This is a genomic window from Bradyrhizobium sp. Ken64 (genome assembly GCF_055807555.1).
In genome coordinates this window covers 1-16,870 of record NZ_JBVVPA010000002.1, presented here as the reverse complement: position 1 = coordinate 16,870, position 16,870 = coordinate 1, and the positions used below count along the sequence as shown (strand labels likewise).

General features: G+C 64.7%; 16 protein-coding genes. 4 read left to right on the top strand and 12 right to left on the bottom strand.

Translation table 11 applies throughout. The annotated features are described in order from the left end of the window. Window positions 1–15 precede the first annotated feature (15 nt). The 12 genes from AC0L2F_RS03330 to AC0L2F_RS03275 form a co-directional block, all read right to left on the bottom strand. On the bottom strand, window positions 16–1,530 hold the full coding sequence (locus tag AC0L2F_RS03330; RefSeq protein WP_473247475.1) for a tripartite tricarboxylate transporter permease: 1,515 nt from the start codon (window positions 1,528–1,530) through the stop codon (window positions 16–18). 4 nt (window positions 1,531–1,534) lie between these two features. After that, a complete protein-coding gene (locus tag AC0L2F_RS03325; protein WP_473247474.1) occupies window positions 1,535–2,029 on the bottom strand; it encodes a tripartite tricarboxylate transporter TctB family protein in 495 nt (164 codons plus the stop codon). Between the two features lie 230 nt (window positions 2,030–2,259). Continuing rightward, window positions 2,260–3,252 (bottom strand): tripartite tricarboxylate transporter substrate binding protein, encoded by a 993-nt coding sequence (locus AC0L2F_RS03320; protein ID WP_473247472.1) that lies wholly within the window; start codon window positions 3,250–3,252, stop codon window positions 2,260–2,262. Window positions 3,253–3,381: 129 nt separating this feature from the next. Next, window positions 3,382–4,152: an RsiV family protein gene (locus AC0L2F_RS03315; RefSeq protein ID WP_473247471.1), complete on the bottom strand. Its 771-nt coding sequence runs from the start codon at window positions 4,150–4,152 to the stop codon at window positions 3,382–3,384. A gap of 53 nt (window positions 4,153–4,205) precedes the next feature. Continuing rightward, on the bottom strand, window positions 4,206–6,362 hold the full coding sequence (scpA, locus tag AC0L2F_RS03310; protein WP_473247470.1) for a methylmalonyl-CoA mutase: 2,157 nt from the start codon (window positions 6,360–6,362) through the stop codon (window positions 4,206–4,208). A gap of 23 nt (window positions 6,363–6,385) precedes the next feature. Then, window positions 6,386–6,850, bottom strand: coding sequence for a GFA family protein (locus tag AC0L2F_RS03305; protein WP_473247469.1), 465 nt, complete (start codon window positions 6,848–6,850; stop codon window positions 6,386–6,388). After that, the gene (locus tag AC0L2F_RS03300) at window positions 6,847–8,718 is read right to left on the bottom strand and encodes a methylmalonyl-CoA mutase family protein (protein ID WP_473247468.1); all 1,872 of its coding nucleotides are present in this window, start codon (window positions 8,716–8,718) and stop codon (window positions 6,847–6,849) included. Before AC0L2F_RS03300 ends, AC0L2F_RS03305 begins: the two co-directional genes overlap by 4 nt. An 81-nt stretch (window positions 8,719–8,799) precedes the next feature. Beyond that, window positions 8,800–9,291, bottom strand: coding sequence for a 2-amino-4-hydroxy-6-hydroxymethyldihydropteridine diphosphokinase (gene folK / locus AC0L2F_RS03295; protein ID WP_007608188.1), 492 nt, complete (start codon window positions 9,289–9,291; stop codon window positions 8,800–8,802). 1 nt (window position 9,292) lies between these two features. Further along, on the bottom strand, window positions 9,293–9,661 hold the full coding sequence (gene folB, locus AC0L2F_RS03290; RefSeq protein WP_007608190.1) for a dihydroneopterin aldolase: 369 nt from the start codon (window positions 9,659–9,661) through the stop codon (window positions 9,293–9,295). Further along, window positions 9,658–10,518 carry a dihydropteroate synthase gene (gene folP / locus AC0L2F_RS03285; protein WP_473247466.1) on the bottom strand — a complete coding sequence of 287 codons (861 nt, stop codon included), beginning with the start codon at window positions 10,516–10,518 and terminating at the stop codon, window positions 9,658–9,660. The genes folB and folP overlap by 4 nt, the downstream gene beginning before the upstream one ends. 274 nt (window positions 10,519–10,792) lie before the next feature. Next, window positions 10,793–11,200: a DUF4332 domain-containing protein gene (locus AC0L2F_RS03280; RefSeq protein WP_007608193.1), complete on the bottom strand. Its 408-nt coding sequence runs from the start codon at window positions 11,198–11,200 to the stop codon at window positions 10,793–10,795. 26 nt (window positions 11,201–11,226) lie between these two features. Then, window positions 11,227–11,592 (bottom strand): DUF2267 domain-containing protein, encoded by a 366-nt coding sequence (locus AC0L2F_RS03275; protein ID WP_473247465.1) that lies wholly within the window; start codon window positions 11,590–11,592, stop codon window positions 11,227–11,229. Between the two features lie 346 nt (window positions 11,593–11,938). Between AC0L2F_RS03275 and AC0L2F_RS03270 the strand changes: the two genes are divergently transcribed. The 4 genes from AC0L2F_RS03270 to AC0L2F_RS03255 all read left to right on the top strand — a co-directional run bounded on the left by AC0L2F_RS03270 (window position 11,939) and on the right by AC0L2F_RS03255 (window position 16,857). Next, the gene (locus AC0L2F_RS03270) at window positions 11,939–13,567 is read left to right on the top strand and encodes a helicase HerA-like domain-containing protein (RefSeq protein ID WP_473247464.1); all 1,629 of its coding nucleotides are present in this window, start codon (window positions 11,939–11,941) and stop codon (window positions 13,565–13,567) included. A gap of 133 nt (window positions 13,568–13,700) precedes the next feature. Beyond that, window positions 13,701–15,029: a glycosyltransferase family 87 protein gene (locus tag AC0L2F_RS03265; RefSeq protein ID WP_473247463.1), complete on the top strand. Its 1,329-nt coding sequence runs from the start codon at window positions 13,701–13,703 to the stop codon at window positions 15,027–15,029. Between the two features lie 53 nt (window positions 15,030–15,082). Beyond that, window positions 15,083–16,477 carry a M20/M25/M40 family metallo-hydrolase gene (locus AC0L2F_RS03260; RefSeq protein WP_007608197.1) on the top strand — a complete coding sequence of 465 codons (1,395 nt, stop codon included), beginning with the start codon at window positions 15,083–15,085 and terminating at the stop codon, window positions 16,475–16,477. Between the two features lie 62 nt (window positions 16,478–16,539). Beyond that, window positions 16,540–16,857: an IS3 family transposase gene (locus AC0L2F_RS03255; protein WP_063996673.1), complete on the top strand. Its 318-nt coding sequence runs from the start codon at window positions 16,540–16,542 to the stop codon at window positions 16,855–16,857. Window positions 16,858–16,870: the final 13 nt, after the last annotated feature.

Genomic DNA, 16,870 nt, shown 5'->3' with positions numbered 1-16,870 from the left:
GTTGCTCACCCGATATCACCGGGATGTCGCCGCCACCCCGCTCCGCACCGGTTTCAGCTTGCGCCACGCCCAGACCATCACCGGCCACAGCAGCGCCCCGATCGCCATGGCGGCGAGGATCGCGGCCATGGGGCGCTCGAAAAACGGCAAAATGCTGCCGTCCGACTTGATCAGCGAAGTGACAAAAGCCTGCTCGACCATGGTGCCCATGACGATGCCGAGCACCATTGCGGCGACGGGATAGCCGTTTGCTTCCATGACATAGCCGATCACGCCGAAGGCGGCGACGGTGACGACGCCGAACATGTTATTGCCGATCGCGAACGAGCCAACCGCGCAGCACAGCATGATGATCGGCATGATGGCGGAGCGCGGTGCCAGCAGGATGTAGGCGGCAATCCGGATCATGGCGATGCCGAGCGGGATCATCAAAATGTTCGCGATGATGAACATCAGATAGATCGCGTACATGCTCGACGCTTTCTCGGTGAACAGCGTCGGTCCGGGGTTGAGTCCCTTCATGTAGAGCACGCCGATCGCGATCGCGGCGATGGTGTCGCCGGGGATGCCGAACAACAACGACGGCACCCAGCCCGAGGCGATGCTGGCATTGTTGCTGGCGCCGGCCTCGACCAGGCCCTCGACGTGGCCGGTGCCGAATTTCTCCGGCTCCTTGGAGAAGCGCTTCGACATCGCATACGAGACCCAGGCGGCCATGTCGGCGCCGGCGCCGGGCAGCACACCGATGATGATGCCGACGATGTTTCCGCGCGTCATCTGCCAATGGTATTTCTTGGTCAGCTTCCACTGGCCGGCCATGATGCTTCCGAATTTGCGGCGCGGCAGCGGCGGCGGCTCGGGCGTCAGCATCGCGCGCATCACCTGCGCCACCGCGAACACGCCGACCAGCGCGGGGATCGGCTCGATGCCGCCGAACAGATCGGTGAGGCCGAAGGTGAAGCGCGGCACGCCGCCGGGATTTTCGATGCCGATGCAGGAGACCAGCAGGCCGAGGAACATGCCGGCGATCGCCTTCACCGGCGAGGAGCGTGCCACCAGCGTCGCGCACATCAGGCCGAGCAGCGCCAGCCAGAAATACTCGAAGGTCGAGAACGACAGCGCGATCTCGGCCAGCGGCGGCGCCAGGATCATCAGCGACAGCACGCCGGCGATGCCGCCGACGGCCGAGAACCACACGCCGGCCCCGAGGGCCAGCTCGGCCTGTCCCTTGCGGGTCATGGCGTAAGCCTCGTCGGCATAGGCGGCGGAGGCGGGCGTGCCGGGGATGCGCAGCAGCGCACCGGGAATGTCGCCGGAGAAGATCGCCATCGAGGAGGCCGCCACGATGGTCGCAATCGCTGCGATCGGCGAGAGATAGAAGGTGACGGGGACGAGCAGGGCGGTTGCCATCGTCGCCGACAGGCCCGGCAGCGAGCCGATCACGAGCCCGTACACCGAGGCTGCGAACATCGCAATGATGACCTCCCAGGTGGAAATCAGTGCGAACGCTTCGATCAGGGTTTTCAGCATGGGATCACCAGGGCGTCGGCAACAGGCCGGCGGGAAGCGGCACGCGCAGCAGCTTGCCGAAGATGAGGTGGATGGCGAAGGGCGCCAGCGCCGCGAGCGGCAGCGCCAGCTTCCACTTCGCTCCCAACGCCGTCGAGGTGACGTAGACCATGATCGCCGCGGTGACGATGAAGCCGAGCCGGTCGGCCGCGACCACGTAGAACAGCAGCAGCGCCGGCGGCAGCAGCGCGCGCAGGCCGTACAACTTTCCCTGCGGCGGCGGGGCAGCCGCTGCCTGGCCATCCTCGAGCGGGATCAGCTCTTCCGCCTCTTCGGAGGTGTGGCCGATCCCGAACACGATCGCGAGCCCGCACAGCGCAAGCCCGATGCCGATCACGAGCGGAAATACGTTGGGGCCGACCGGCTGTCCGGGCACCGGCGGCAGCAGCCAGCCGCCATAGGCGGCTGCTGTGCCGAGCACGACGAGAAACGATCCCGTGACGGAGTCGGGAAGGCGCATGGGAGGAGTCCTATGAGAGGTGTTCTCCCTCTCCCCGCGCGCGGGGAGAGGGTCGGGGTGAGGGGGCTCTCCGCGGGGGAGATGAAAGTTGGATTCGCGGAGAGTTCCCCTCACCCGGAATCCGCGCTTCGCGCGCATTCCGACCTCTCCCCGCAAGCGGGGCGAGGTGAACTGAGCGTGCGGACCGGCCACTTCAATCAACTATCGCCTCGCGTGAGAGCCGCAGGAGATCACGCCTTGCTCAAACCCGCCGCCTTCATCGCTTCGCCCATCTGAGCGTCCCCCTTGTCCATGAAGCTTGCGAACTGGCCGGCATCGCCCCACACGGTGCCGAAGCCGCGATTGCCCATGAAGTCCTTGAACTCGGCGGAGTCATAGACCTTCTTCAGCGCCGCGGTGAGCTTCGTTGCGATCTCCGGCGGAAGGTTCTTCGGCGCACCGATGCCGCGCCAGGCGCCGGTCGCGTAGTCGATGCCCATCGCCTCCTTCAGCGTCGGCACGTCCTTGAAGATCGGATTGCGTGCCGGCGCCATGATGGCAAGGCTCCTGGCCTTGCCGGCCTCGATGATGGCACGGGCTTCCGGCACCGAGCAGGTGGTGAGGTCGAGGCCGCCGGCGGCGAGGTCCTGCATCGCGGGTGCGGCGCCGTTCGACGGCACCCAGGCGACCTGGTTGGCGGGCAGGCCCATCGCCTGCATCCAGCCGACCAGCGCAAGATGCCAGATGCCGCCCTGGCCGGTGCCGGAGGCCTTGAACTTGCCGGGAGGGGCCGCCTTGATGGCTTCCGAGAGTTCCTTCACCGTCTTGTAAGGCGAGGAGGAGGAGACCTGGATGCCCGGGGGATCTTCGTTCATCAGCGCCAGCGGGGTGTAGCTCTTCGGCGCCAGCTCGGTCAGCCCTTGCCAGTGCATCATCGAGATTTCGACCGTGAGCATGCCGATGGTGTAGCCATCCGGCTGCGCGGTCGCGATCGCGGTATGGCCGACGACGCCGGAGCCGCCGGTGCGATTGACTACGTTGAAGGGCTGGCCGAGATCCTTCTCCAGAAGCGCTGCGACAATGCGCGCAGTCGCGTCAGTGCCGCCGCCCGCGCCCCAGGGCACGATCACGGTGACGGGCCGCGCCGGATAGGCTTGCGCAAGTGCGGGTGTGAGGCCGAATGCGGCCGACGCTGCAACCGCAGCGGAAGAGGCCGCAAAGCTGCGGCGCGTAATCTTGGACATGAATGCCTCCCAGCGGCGCCCATGACGTCAGGCGCTCTTGTCTATGGCGACATTCTAGTCGGCTTTGCAGCGCGGCTGCAAGGCAGCGCTACCAGCGCTCTGCGAGCAACCTGTCGCTGCTCAACACGATCACTGCGGCTCGTCCGCGTCGCTCTTCGGTCGCGCGCCACCGAAAATGCGGGTGCCTTCTGCGGTGAGATAGGGCTTCAGCGTTTGCCACGGCACGAATGCGACATAATCGCCCTCGGCGTAGGGTCCGACTGCATAGGGCGGATAGTGGAAGGTGAGGCCGGAACTCTTGCCCGCGTCGGTTGAGGGCGCGAGCGTCACGGCGCCGATCTTGAGCAGGCTCGGCTCCACGCTCTTGAACCATTCGTCGGTGGCGGTCTCGCTCGTATCGCGCTTCTTCTTCTCGATCTTCAACGAGGCGATCACCGCCTTCACCATTGCCTTCATGGCCGGGCCGTTGTCGGAGGTCTCGGCGAAGAACGGGCGGATGGAGATGCGCTTGTTCTCCGCCTTGTCCCACAGGACAGTGTTCACGTCGGAGTTGGGATGGGCGCCGTGGGTGTCCATATAGTCGTTGCGCAGGACGCTGACATAGCGGTCGGCAACGACGGAGCGGACCGCGTATTTGCGCTCGAAGTCCCAGCCGCCATCCCTGAAGAACTGCGGATCCTCTTTGCGCGACGCGGCGGCTTCTGCCGCGTTCTTGTCGATCCACTTCTTGCCTTCGGCTAGGCAATCCGCCACCAGCGCGGCATCGACCTTGACCTTGTCGTCGAGGAAGACGCGGGCCTCGATGCTCTTGGTCTTGATGACCGCGTCGGGCTTGGGGTCGGCTGCATGGGCGGTAGCCAACAACGCGCTGCAAGCTGCGCCCACAGCTAACGCGCGCATGAACGCTGGCGCGGAAAATATCACGCACTGTCCTTTCGAAGATCGATGGCGACCTACTCCGCCGCCTCGCTATGCCCGAGCCGGGCATTCAGCTTGCGGATCAGCTCCTCGGCCGCGTCCGCGATCACTGTGCCCGGCGGGAAGATGGCTTCGGCGCCGGCCGCGTAGAGCGCGTCGTAATCCTGTGGCGGCACCACGCCGCCGACGATGATCATGATGTCGTCGCGGCCCTGCTTCTTCAGCGCGGCCTTCAGCTCTGGCACTGCGGTGAGGTGGGCGGCGGCGAGCGAGGAGACGCCGAGGATGTGGACGTCGTTCTCGACCGCCTGGCGCGCGGCTTCGTCGGCGGTCGCGAACAGCGGTCCGATATCGACGTCGAAGCCGATATCGGCGAAGGCGGACGCGATCACCTTCTGGCCGCGATCGTGACCGTCCTGGCCGATTTTCGCGACCAGGATGCGCGGACGGCGGCCTTCCGCCTCCTCGAAGGCGTCGATCAGCGCCTGAACCTTCTCGACCCGGTTACCCATGCTGGACGCCTCCCGCTTGTAGACGCCGGTGATGGACTTGATCTCGGCGCGGTGCCGGCCGAACACCTTCTCCATCGCGTCCGAGATCTCGCCGACGGTGGCCTTCGCACGCGCAGCGTCGATGGCGAGCGCCAGCAGATTGCCATTGCCTTCGCCGGCCGAGCGCGTCAGCGCAGCGAGCGCGGCCTCGACGTCCTTCTGATTGCGTTCGGATTTCAGCCGCGTCAGCTTGTCGATCTGGAGCCGGCGGACATTGGTATTGTCGACCTTGAGGATATCGATCGGAGCTTCGTCGGTCGGCTTGTATTTGTTGACGCCGATCACCGCCTGCTTGCCGGCATCGATGCGGGCCTGGGTCTTGGCCGAGGCCTCCTCGATGCGCAGCTTGGGCACGCCGGCCTCGATCGCCTTGGCCATGCCCCCGAGCTCCTCGACCTCCTGGATGTGGCTCCAGGCCTTGGCGGCGAGGTCGCGCGTCAGACGCTCGACATAATACGAGCCGCCCCAGGGATCGATGATGCGGGTGGTGCCGCTCTCCTGCTGCAGGAAGAGCTGCGTGTTGCGGGCGATGCGCGCGGAGAAATCGGTCGGCAGCGCCAGCGCCTCGTCGAGCGCGTTGGTGTGCAGCGACTGGGTGTGACCCTGCGTTGCCGCCATCGCTTCCACCGTCGTGCGCATGACGTTGTTGAAGACGTCCTGCGCGGTCAGCGACCAGCCGGATGTCTGACAATGCGTGCGCAGTGACAGCGAGCGCGGATCCCTGGGATTGAAAGGCTTGAGCAGCTTCGCCCAGAGCAGCCGGGCGGCGCGCATCTTGGCGACTTCCATGAAGAAGTTCATCCCGGTCGCCCAGAAGAACGACAGGCGCGGCGCGAAGCGGTCGACATCGAGGCCCGCCGCAAGGCCGGCACGAAGATATTCAACACCGTCGGCCAGCGTATAGGCGAGCTCGAGGTCCTGCGTCGCCCCGGCCTCCTGCATGTGATAGCCGGAGATCGAGATCGAATTGTATTTCGGCATTTTTTGCGAGGTGTACGCAAAAATGTCCGAGATGATCCGCATCGAGGGCGCGGGCGGATAGATGTAGGTGTTGCGCACCATGAACTCTTTCAGAATGTCGTTCTGAATGGTCCCTGAGAGCTTCTCCGGCGGCACGCCCTGTTCCTCGGCAGCCGCAACGTAGAGCGCCAGGATCGGCAGCACCGCGCCGTTCATGGTCATGGACACGCTCATCTGGTCGAGCGGAATGCCCGCGAACAGCGTACGCATGTCGTAGATGGAATCGATGGCAACGCCGGCCATGCCGACGTCGCCGCCGACGCGCGGATGATCGCTGTCATAACCGCGATGGGTGGCGAGGTCGAATGCGACCGAAAGGCCCTTCTGTCCGGCCGCGAGATTGCGGCGATAGAATGCGTTGGAGTCCTCCGCCGTGGAGAAGCCGGCATATTGCCGCACAGTCCAGGGCTGGTTGACATACATGGTCGGGTAGGGGCCGCGCAGATAAGGCGCGATGCCCGGATAAGTCTCGAGGAAGTCGAGCCCGGCCAGGTCGGCCTCGCTATAAGCGGGCTTCACCAGAATGCCCTCGGGCGTCAGCCACGGCTCGGCGCTGCCTGATGGCGCGGCGGTGTTGGCGCGCTCGAAGGCGACGTCGGCGAAATCAGGAATGCGGGTCATGGTTTCAACCATATCATAGGCGCTCAATCATGATCGGGATGCTGATGGCTGACGATGGTCGCCAGCTTCTCCGGTCCGTAATTCTGCTGCGTGGTCTGGCTCGGCAAATTGGCGATCCCGACCACCCAGCCGAGACGGGACTCGGTGCCGAACTGCCGTGTCGGCACCACGTGGTCAGGACGGTCGAACGCGCCGGTCATGATCTCGATTCGGTCGCCGTCGATGCGGCCAAAGCTCAGCGGCGTGCCGCAGGCGGCGCAAAAGCCGCGCTCGGCGATGGAGGAGGAGCGGAAGAACGACGGCTTCCCCTTGGTCCAGGCGAAGTCCGTCTTGTTGATGTCGGCAAAAGAGGCGAACGGCGCCCCGCTGGCCTTCTGGCACATCCGGCAGTGGCAGATCGAAATCCTGTTCGGCGCCGTCATGACTCCAAAGCGCACTGCCCCGCATTGGCAGCCGCCGGTGAGAACGGGTTTGCCTGCTTCCGTCATGGCTGCTCCATCCGTCGATACGTGTCTTGCAGCGTCGCAAGCGCATCACCACCGGCAAAGACGAAACCGGTGACCCCGGCTGCACGCAGCGCCGCCTCGGCATCGGTCGGGCGGCCTGCCAGATAGATAAGCCGGGCCCCGGCGGTTTGCAGGGCCTGCGCCGCGGCTTCGGCGTGTTCCGCATAGACCTTATCGCTGGAACAAAGGCAGGCAAGCTCGGCGCCAGAGGCCTTGAAGGCGGCAGCCAACAGGGCCGGATCGGCGAAGCCCTCGTTGTCGACGGCCTGGATGCCGCCGGTCTCGAACAAGCTCTTGGCAAAGGTCGCGCGCGCCGTGAAATCGGCGGGCGTGCCGAGATTGGCCAAAAACACTTTCGGCCGCGCGCCGTTTGCCTTCAACGCTGCATCGGATTTGTCGCGCAGCACCTCGAACGGTTCCGCAAGCCGGATCGGCGGCAGCGCGTCGAACTTGTATTTTTGCTCGCCATAAGGCGCCAGCGCGATCGGCGTCGCCTTCAGCACCGTAGTCTCGTTCTCGCGCAGATTCGGAAACTCGCTGGCACCGGTCAGCACGTCGCGGCGTTTTGCGATGTTGGAGTCGCGGACTTTTCGCGCGGCCGCGACCTTGCTCTGGAACAGGCCCTGCTGAAGCGCGGCGAAGGCGCCGCCGGCTTTCTCGCTCTCCTGGAATAGCGCCCAGGCCGCGTCGCAGAGCTGGCCCGTCAGCGCCTCGATGCCGCCTGCGCCTGCCGCGGGATCGCTGACCTTGGCGAGATTGCTCTCTTCCAGCAGCACGAGCTGCGTATTGCGCGCCACGCGCCGCGCGAACGGATCGGGCAGGCCGAGCGCCAGCGTATGCGGCAGCACGGTGATCGCGTTGGCGCCGGCAAGTCCGGCCGCAAACGTCGCCATGGTCGCGCGCAGCATGTTCACATAGGGATCGCGCTGCGTCAGCATGCGCCAGGCGGTATCGGCGGCGATGAACAGTGGTCTTGGCGTGAGCCCGCACGCCGTCTCGATACGCGCCCACAGCAGCCGCAATGCGCGGAATTTTGCCATTGTGAGGAACTGATCTGCATCCGCGGCAAGCCGCGCATAGACCGTGCCCTGCGCCTGCTCCAGCGGAACGCCCGCGCTCTCGATCGCGCGCAAATAGGCGACGCCGCAGGCGAGCACGAAGGCGAGCTCCTGCACCTCCGAGCCACCGGCATCGTGGATCACGCGTCCGTCGGCCGATGCAAACGGACCCTTGAAGCCGAGCGCGGCGAGGCCCTTGATGCCGCCAGTGATGGCCGGAACGATCTCGTCCCAGGTATAGGGGCTATGGCCCCACACCGCGCCTGCCGCGAGCGGATCGAGCCCGAAGCGGATGTCGCAGGCCGCGGGATCGATGCCCTTGCTCTTCACATATTCCGCGACGTGGATCGCCGCCATCCGTGACTGCGGACCGATCTCGAGCTCGAGGCCGATGCCGGCATCCAGATGGACATCCTTCAAGATCTTTGCGACTGCGTCCGCGGTCGGTTCCAGCCCGAAGCCGTGAGCGGCATTGCCGCCGGCGAACACCAGCGCCAGACCCGTCGCGCCATTTTCGAGATCGGTGAGTGCCTGCGCATTCGCCGCACTTGCGTCGGGATGATCTATCCGCTGCATGATCTGCCAGGGCGCCGCCGCCGGCCGCCCCACCACGGGCGCAACGCCTTTGGCGCGCGGATAGAGCGGATCGATCCTGATGCCGTCATAGGTCTTGCCGACCAGCTTCTCGAACGGCGCGCCCTTCAGCACGCCATCGACCAGTTTGCGCCAGTCTTCGGCGGTCGCCTTGGGAAAGTCCGCCGCCAGCGGCAGGTCGTCAGTCGCGGAGGTCATACGGCGAAGGGCTCCCGAAAATCTTGTTGTTCGCAGGCGAAATTGCCACGGCCGGCCGTCCCTGCAAACGGTTGTTTTTGGTTAACCGGTATCCGGAAGCCGCTCAATGCCTTGTGTCGAGACGCTGGCGAGACCGTCACGGACACGAATGCCTGCGATCACGCGGTCGGGCGCGATCTCGGCCAGCGGCACCAGCACAAAGGCGCGCTCGAACAGGCGCGGATGCGGCAGGGTCAGGTCGGGTTTCTGCATCGACACGTCGTCATAGGCGATCATGTCGAGATCGAGCGTGCGCGGGCCCCAGCGCCGCTCTTTATCGCGCGTGCGGCCGAATTTCTGCTCGACCTTCTGCATCACGAACAGTAGCGCATGCGGATCGAGGCTGGTCTCGATTTCGATGCAGGCGTTGATGAAGGGGGCCTGGTCCTCGTCGCCCCAGGGCGGCGTCGCATAGTCCGACGAGCGCGCGGTCAACGCAGCCTGCGCCATGCCGCAGATATGAGCGATCGCCTTCTGGAACGTCGCGCGGACATCGCCGACATTGCCGCCGAGCGCAATCAGGACGCTCGCCATGTCAGGGGTGCCGCGAGCGCGTCAGCATGACGCCGACGTCGTCGAAGATCGCGGCGATCGGCGCATGTGGCTTGTGCACGGTAATCTTGACCGCACGGATGCGCGGAAAGTGCGACAGGATGGCATCGGCGACCGCGCCGGCCGCGCGCTCCAGCAGCTTGTAGTTGGTGTTCTTGAAGGCCGCGGTGGTGGTCGCGACGACGTCGGCGTAGGACACGGTGTCGGAGAGGCGGTCAGAGCGCGACGGCTCCGACAGGTCGGTATAGAGCTCGAGATCGATGACAAAACGCTGGCCGACCTCGGTCTCGTGCTCCATCACGCCGTGGCGGGCATGGATCGACAGGCCGCTCACGAAGATCGTATCGGTCATGGCTTGCTCTCGATTGCGTGCGCCACTCGCAGGGCCTGCAAGGTCTCGGCGACGTCATGGGTCCTGATGATTTTCGCGCCGCGTTGCGCAGCGATCAGATGCGCGGCGATCGAGCCGGCGAGCCGCTCTGTCGGCTCCGACGGCGACACCGAGGCGATGAAGCGTTTTCGCGAGGCACCAACGAGGATCGGCAGGCCAAACATGTCAAGCTCGCGAAGTCGCGCCAGCGCAATCATGCTCTGTTCGGCCGTCTTGCCGAAGCCGATGCCGGGATCGAGCACGATCTTGTCGCGGGCGATGCCGGCTTCTGCCGCGATATCCAGCGAGCGCTGGAAGAACGCCTTCATGTCCGCAATGATGTCGATAGCGGGATCGACGCTGTCGCGGTTGTGCATGACGATGACGGGGGCGCCCTTGGCGGCCACCATCGGCGCCATGCCGGCGTCGCGCTGCAGGCCCCAGACGTCGTTGGCGATCACAGCACCCTGGGCGAGCGCGAAGGCCACCACCTCCGCCTTCATGCTGTCGATCGAGACCGGCACGCCGAGCGCCACGATGTCCGATAGCACCGGCTCGAGCCGGGCCAGTTCGTCTGCCGCGGTGACCGGCCGGGCGCCCTTGTAGGGCCGGGTGGACTCGGCACCGATATCGATGATGTCGACCCCGGCCTCGATCATCGCCCGTGCCCGCGCGAGTGCCTGCTCGGGCGCGATGAATTCGCCGCCGTCGGAGAATGAATCCGGGGTGACGTTGAGCACGCCCATCACCGCCGGGATCGGCCGCTCCAGCAGCGTCCGCAGCACGTCGAGCCCGACTGAACCGGCCGCCGGGACGGATGGGGAGGGCGAGGCATTCATGCGGCCCGCTTTAGCGGTCGGGAAGGGGGGATTCAAGACGGGAAGCGGTGGGTTGCCAGCGTTTCGGCACGGCCTCGCACACCCTCGCTGTCATTGCCCGCGAAAGCGGGCAATCCAGTATTCCAGAGACAGTGCCACGATACGGAGGAGCCGCGGCGTACTGGATACCCGCTTTCGCGGCGTATGACGGCGGAGTTGGGGGATGCATTGTTGCCCATCGGGCAAAACGATGCCGAGAGAGTAGCGCCCACTCCGTATCCGGAGAGCAGCAGCCCTAATACGAAATCTTCGGCGGCAGCTTCTTCGCCTTGGCGATGATGTCGCCGACCGACTTCTCCGAGGGCAGGATGCGGAGCAGCTTTTTCTTCTCGTTGGCGTCCCGCATGCTCTGGGCGAGCCTTGCCGGATTTCTGTAGGCGAGCTCGCGCACGGTGGTGACGCCGGCCGCGCGGACCAGGCCGACCTTGGCCCGGCCCATGCCGGGGATGCGCATGTAGTCGGAGACGTTGGCCCATTCCAGCAGCAACTGCTCGCTGATGCCGGTCTTGGCGGAGAGCGCCTTGCGGCCCTTCACGGTCGAAGCCGCCTCGAGCAGCGCGTCGGTGGTGCGGATACCCTGCGCCTTCAACTTGTTGGCGGCAAAGGCCGACAGGCCCTCAATCTCGGAGATCGGATATGTCATGATACTCGATGTGAAATGCGCAGGCGTCAGGCGAACTGGCTGAGGCCCGGGGTCCCCGCGATGATCTTGCCCATCTGATCCGCTCCGATTTTGTCTCGGCCGAAGCGAAAAAGTTCACGGGCGATGTTCTGAATCTCGGACATGCCAAGTCCCAGGCCCATCAGGCGCGTGCCGACCGCCACCAGGCCGCCGCCCATCAGCCGTGACAGTCCTCCGCCGCTGCCGGACGCCTCGATTGCCGCTTCTGCACCTGGAATGTGGTCGATCAGGACCTGGACGCTGTCGGAAGGACCCTCGTTGCGGAGGAAGCCCAGGATAATGCCGACGGTCTTTTCGGCGACAGCACCATCTATGCTGGCGTTTGTCGCCAGCCGCCCGATCAGCTCGTCCATATGGCCGCCCCTCAGCCGGTTCACATGCCGGAGTATTGCTTTCGAAAATGATCTTGAGCCGGTGTGATGTGAAATACAAGCGATGAACGCCATCAACGTTCCGATTCAGTCTCGAACGCGCGAGAAGTGTTGCAGTGATGCAAGAGCGGAGATGAAATCGGCAAAAAAATGCCGCGATGCGAATGCGTCGTTCCTACTTTCGGCGGATGCCACCCGCATGTTTCCGACGATGTCGCATGCCCGGAGCGCGTTGAATGGTTTCAATCAGCGTGCGACATGCGTTAAACTACGGAACTGGTGCATTCGAGTTTCGATATGCGAAACAGGGCAGAGAGATCAGAGAATAATGACCGCACAGGACAGCAAGCTCGGTGATACCGACGAGAAGATCTTCGTCGGTAAAGGAAACGAGCAGGCATGGCTGACGCTGGCGTTCGCCAATCGCCACGGCCTCGTCACGGGTGCAACCGGAACCGGCAAGACGGTCTCGCTGCAAGTGATGGCGGAAGGATTTGCGCGCGCCGGTGTTCCAGTGTTCGCGGCCGACATCAAGGGCGACCTCTCCGGCATCTCCGAGGTTGGCGAAGCCAAGGATTTCATCGTCAAGCGCGCCACCGAGATGGGCCTGACGTTCGAGCCCGACCAGTTCTCGACGGTGTTCTGGGACGTGTTCGGCGAGCAGGGCCACCCGGTGCGTGCGACCGTCACGGAAATGGGCCCGCTGCTGCTCGCACGTATGCTGGACCTGAACGACGTGCAGGAAGGCGTGCTCAACGTCGCCTTCCGCGTCGCCGACGACAACGGGCTGACGCTGATCGACATGAAAGATCTGCGCGCGCTGCTCGATGCGATCGTGCCCGATGCCGGCAAGAAGGGGACGGATGCCGAGGAGAGTCCGCTTGCCGAGATCAAGAAGGCGGCGCAGGGTTTTGGCAACGTTACCAAGGCCACGGTCGGCACTATCCAGCGCCAGCTTCTGGTGCTGGAGAACCAGGGCGCCAACAAATTCTTCGGCGAGCCGGCGCTGACGCTGAAGGACTTCATGAAGACCGACCGCGACGGCCGCGGCATGGTCAACATCCTCGTCGCCGACAAGCTGCTGCAGAGCCCACGGCTTTACGCGACATTCCTGCTGTGGATGCTGTCGGAATTGTTCGAGGAGCTGCCCGAGGCCGGTGACCTGCCCAAGCCGAAGCTGGTCTTCTTCTTCGACGAGGCGCATCTGTTGTTCAACGACGCGCCCAAGGCGCTGATGGACAAGATCGAGCAGGTGGTGCGCCTGATCCGCTCCAAAGGCGTCGGCGTCTATTTCGTGACGCAAAACCCGGTCGACGTACCCGACCGCGTGCTCGGACAATTGGGCAACCGGGTGCAGCACGCGCTGCGCGCCTTCACCCCGCGCGACCAGAAGGCGGTCGCCGCCGCGGCCCAGACCTTCCGGCCCAACCCGAAGCTCGACACTGCCAAGGTGATCATGGAGCTCGGCAAGGGCGAGGCGCTGGTGTCCTTTCTCGAAGGCAACGGCACGCCGGCGATGGTCGAGCGGGTGATGATCCGGCCGCCATCGGCCCGGATCGGACCGATCACGCCGGAAGAGCGCAAGGCGATCATGGGTGCAAGCCCGGTGAAGGGCAAATACGACACCGCCGTCGATGCAGAGTCCGCCTACGAGATGATTCAGAAGCGCATTGCCGGCACGGCTGCGACTGCCGATCCCGGCGCGGCTGGCGGAAATGGAGGCGGCGGCATCCTCGGCCAGATCGGCTCGATGGTCGGCAGCATCTTCGGTACCAACGTCAAGCGCGGCCGCCTCTCGACCGGCCAGGTCATCGCCCGCGACATGACCCGATCGGTTACCAATCAGGTGATCGGGGGGATGGCCGCCAATATCGGCAAGTCGGTCGCCGGCCAGCTTGGTGGCTCGATCGGCCGCACGCTGGTCCGCGGCGCGCTCGGCGGCTTGCTGCGCAGGTAGGCAGAAAGCCTCGTTTGAGGCAATTCGTCCGCAGACCCGCCGCTTGTGCGCGGCGGGTACAAATTCGGGTGATCAGGACTCTCCAAGCGTCCGTCGGTCTGCTAGGTGCTATGGCCCCTGACTGGACCACATCGTGACCTCACTTAAATCTTTCGTCCGACCCGGCGCATTCCGAAACCTGTCGTTGCGTGCGCCGCTCGACCTGCTCTTCCTGCTCTGCTGCTTCATCCTGGCTGCCGATGTCCTTGGTCCCGAGATCTTCGGCCACGGCAAAACCAAGGACTACGGCCTGTGGTACTGGGCCGGGCAGCAGGTCTTGAACGGTGGGCCGCTCTATCCCGCCGACATCCGCGAGTACTTCGAGTTCATCTACCCACCGCTGCCGGCGATCCTGCTGGCGATCCCGAGCTGGTTCGGCAAGATCGCGCTCTACACCGTGCTGTCGATCCTGAATATTGCGGCGTGGTGGTACACCGGGATGCTCTCCAATGCCATGACCGGTTCGGGCCGCACGCCTGGCCCCTGGCTGGAGGCGTTGCCCGCTCTCGTCACCGTGACCTTCGTGTTCGACATGTTCGATCTTGGCCAGCCGAACCTCGTCCTGCTGGCGATGATTCTCTACGGCTTCTGGAGCTTGCAGCATCAACGCTCCTGGCTCGCAGGCTTCATGTTCGCGCTCGCCACCGCTATCAAGGTGTTTCCCATTGCGGTGCTGCCCTATCTGGTCTGGCGGCGAAAGTGGGGAGCCGCTGTCGCTACGGTCGCCTTCACCGGCATACTTCTCTATATCGTGCCGGCCCCCATTCGCGGCTTCGAGCGCAACGCCGCCGAGGTCAAGACCTGGTATCAGGGCATGGTCGGGTCGAGTTCGGAAAAAGGATTTGGCCAGCGCGACGAGCAGAACTGGTCGTGGGTGAACCAGTCGCTCATTGCTGTCACGCACCGGCTGGTCCGGCCCATCAACTACAATCAGGAGGATCCGAACAAGCCGCCTCGCACGATGAACGTCATCGACGTCGATTACGGGACGGCGAACTGGATCGTGCTGGCGCTGTCGGCGTTGCTCGGATTGGGCTTCGTCGCGGTCATGCCACGGCAAATGCGGCGTACGGCGCGCTCGGACGCCGAGGAGCTCGGCATCCTGTTCTGCCTGATGACGGTGGCCTCGCCCCTGGCGCGGCAATACTACTTCATCTGGCTGTTCTTCCCGATGACGGTGCTGATGCATCGTGCCGCCTTCGACGAGCGGGCGAACGTGCGCCTGGGAACCTGGCTCGCCCTTGGCGCCGCCGGCATCCTCATGCTGCTGGCGCTGCCGTGGTTTCCCAATGTCTTGCAGGCCTGGGGCAATAACCTTGTCGCCACGGCGGTCCTCGCAGCTAGTCTCGCATGGCACATCCGGCATCCGCCGGTTGCGGCTGGCCCCAACGCCGCGGCGGCGCTAAAAGCCGATAGTTCTTGAGAAGACATCTTGAGCCCCGACGTCTTGGGATTCGAACGCAGGGAATACGACCAATGGCAAATGCGCAGCTTCAATCCGTGCTCGACCACATCGACAAGGAGTTCGACAACAGCCTGGAGCGTCTGTTCTCGCTGTTGCGGATCAAGTCGATCTCCGCCGATCCGGCCTTCGCGGCCGATTGCAAGGCGGCGGCCGAGCATCTTGCCAGGGATATCGCGAGCCTCGGCGTCGCGACCGAAGTGAGGCCGACCGCCGGCCATCCCGCGGTCGTCGGCAAGAGCGTCGCGGGCGGCCGGCCGCATGTGCTGTTCTACGGCCACTATGATGTGCAGCCGGTCGATCCCCTCGAGCTCTGGCACCGTCCGCCATTCGAGCCTGCTGTGACCGACCATGCCGACGGCCGCAAGATCATCGTGGCGCGCGGCGCCGAGGACGACAAGGGCCAGGTCATGACCTTCGTCGAGGCCTGCCGCGCCTGGAAGAAAGTGACGGGGTCGCTGCCGATCGATGTCACGTTCCTGATCGAAGGCGAGGAAGAAGTCGGCTCGAAGAACTTCGTGCCGTTCATCGAAGCCAACAAGGACGAGTTTAGGGCGGACTACGTGCTGGTCTGCGACACCGGCATGTGGGACCGCGACACGCCGGCGATCACGACCTCGCTGCGCGGCCTGCTCTATGAGGAGCTCAAGATCACCGCCGCCAATCGCGACCTGCATTCCGGCGTGTTCGGCGGCAGCGCGATGAACCCGATCCGGGTGCTGACCAAAATTCTCGGCGGGCTGTTCGACGATGACAACCGTATCACTATTCCCGGGTTCTATGACGGGGTGAAGGACACGCCGCCGGACATTCTCGCGCAGTGGAAGAAGCTCGATTTCACACCGGACACGTTCCTCAAGCCCGTTGGGCTATCGATACCCGCCGGCGAGAAGGGCAGGCTCCTGGTCGAGCAGGCTTCCACGCGTCCGACCTGCGACGTCAACGGCATCTGGGGCGGATATATCGGTGAGGGCTCGAAGACGGTGATCCCGTCGCACGCATCGGCCAAGGTCTCGTTCCGGCTGGTCGAAGGCCAGGATCCCGCGAAGATCAGAAAGGCTTTCCGTGAGTACGTGACGGCGCGCATTCCGGGAGACTGCAAGGTCGAGTTCGGCGACCACTCCGCCGGGCCTGCGATAGCGCTCGACTGGAACATGAAGCCGCTCGCCGCGGCCAAGACCGCGCTGACCGAGGAGTGGGGCAAGGAGACCGTGCTGATGGGATCGGGCGCCTCGATCCCGATCGTCGCAGACTTCAAGCGCGCGCTCGGGATGGATTCGCTGCTCGTCGGTTTCGGCCTCGACGACGACAACATCCACTCGCCGAACGAGAAGTACGACCTCCGCAGCTTCCAGAAGGGTATCCGTTCGTGGGCGCGCATCCTCGCGGCGCTGGCGGAGGTGAAGTAGGGCGCTCTTGAGCCTCCCCTAAATCGGTGGACACCTATAGCTTAGACAGCAAGAGGTGTCAGATGACGAAACGGCAGCGACGTTCTTATTCGGACGAGTACAAGCGGCAGGCAGTTGATCTGGTTTTGTCGAGCGGCCGCTCGGCGAAGTCAGTATCGAAGGAACTCGGGCTTGACGGCTCCGTGCTGAGCCGGTGGGTGGCGGAGCAGGGCACGGCGAAAGCCGGCGGCAGCGCCGTGGCGCCCACATCGCAAGCGGCGGTGCCGTCGGCGGACCAAGCTGACGTGATTGCGCGGCTGCAGCGGGAAAACGAACAGCTGCGCATGGAGCGCGACATTTTAAAAAACTGTCCAGCGGGATGGCGCGCCTGTGCGGGGTAGAAACAGCCTTGTG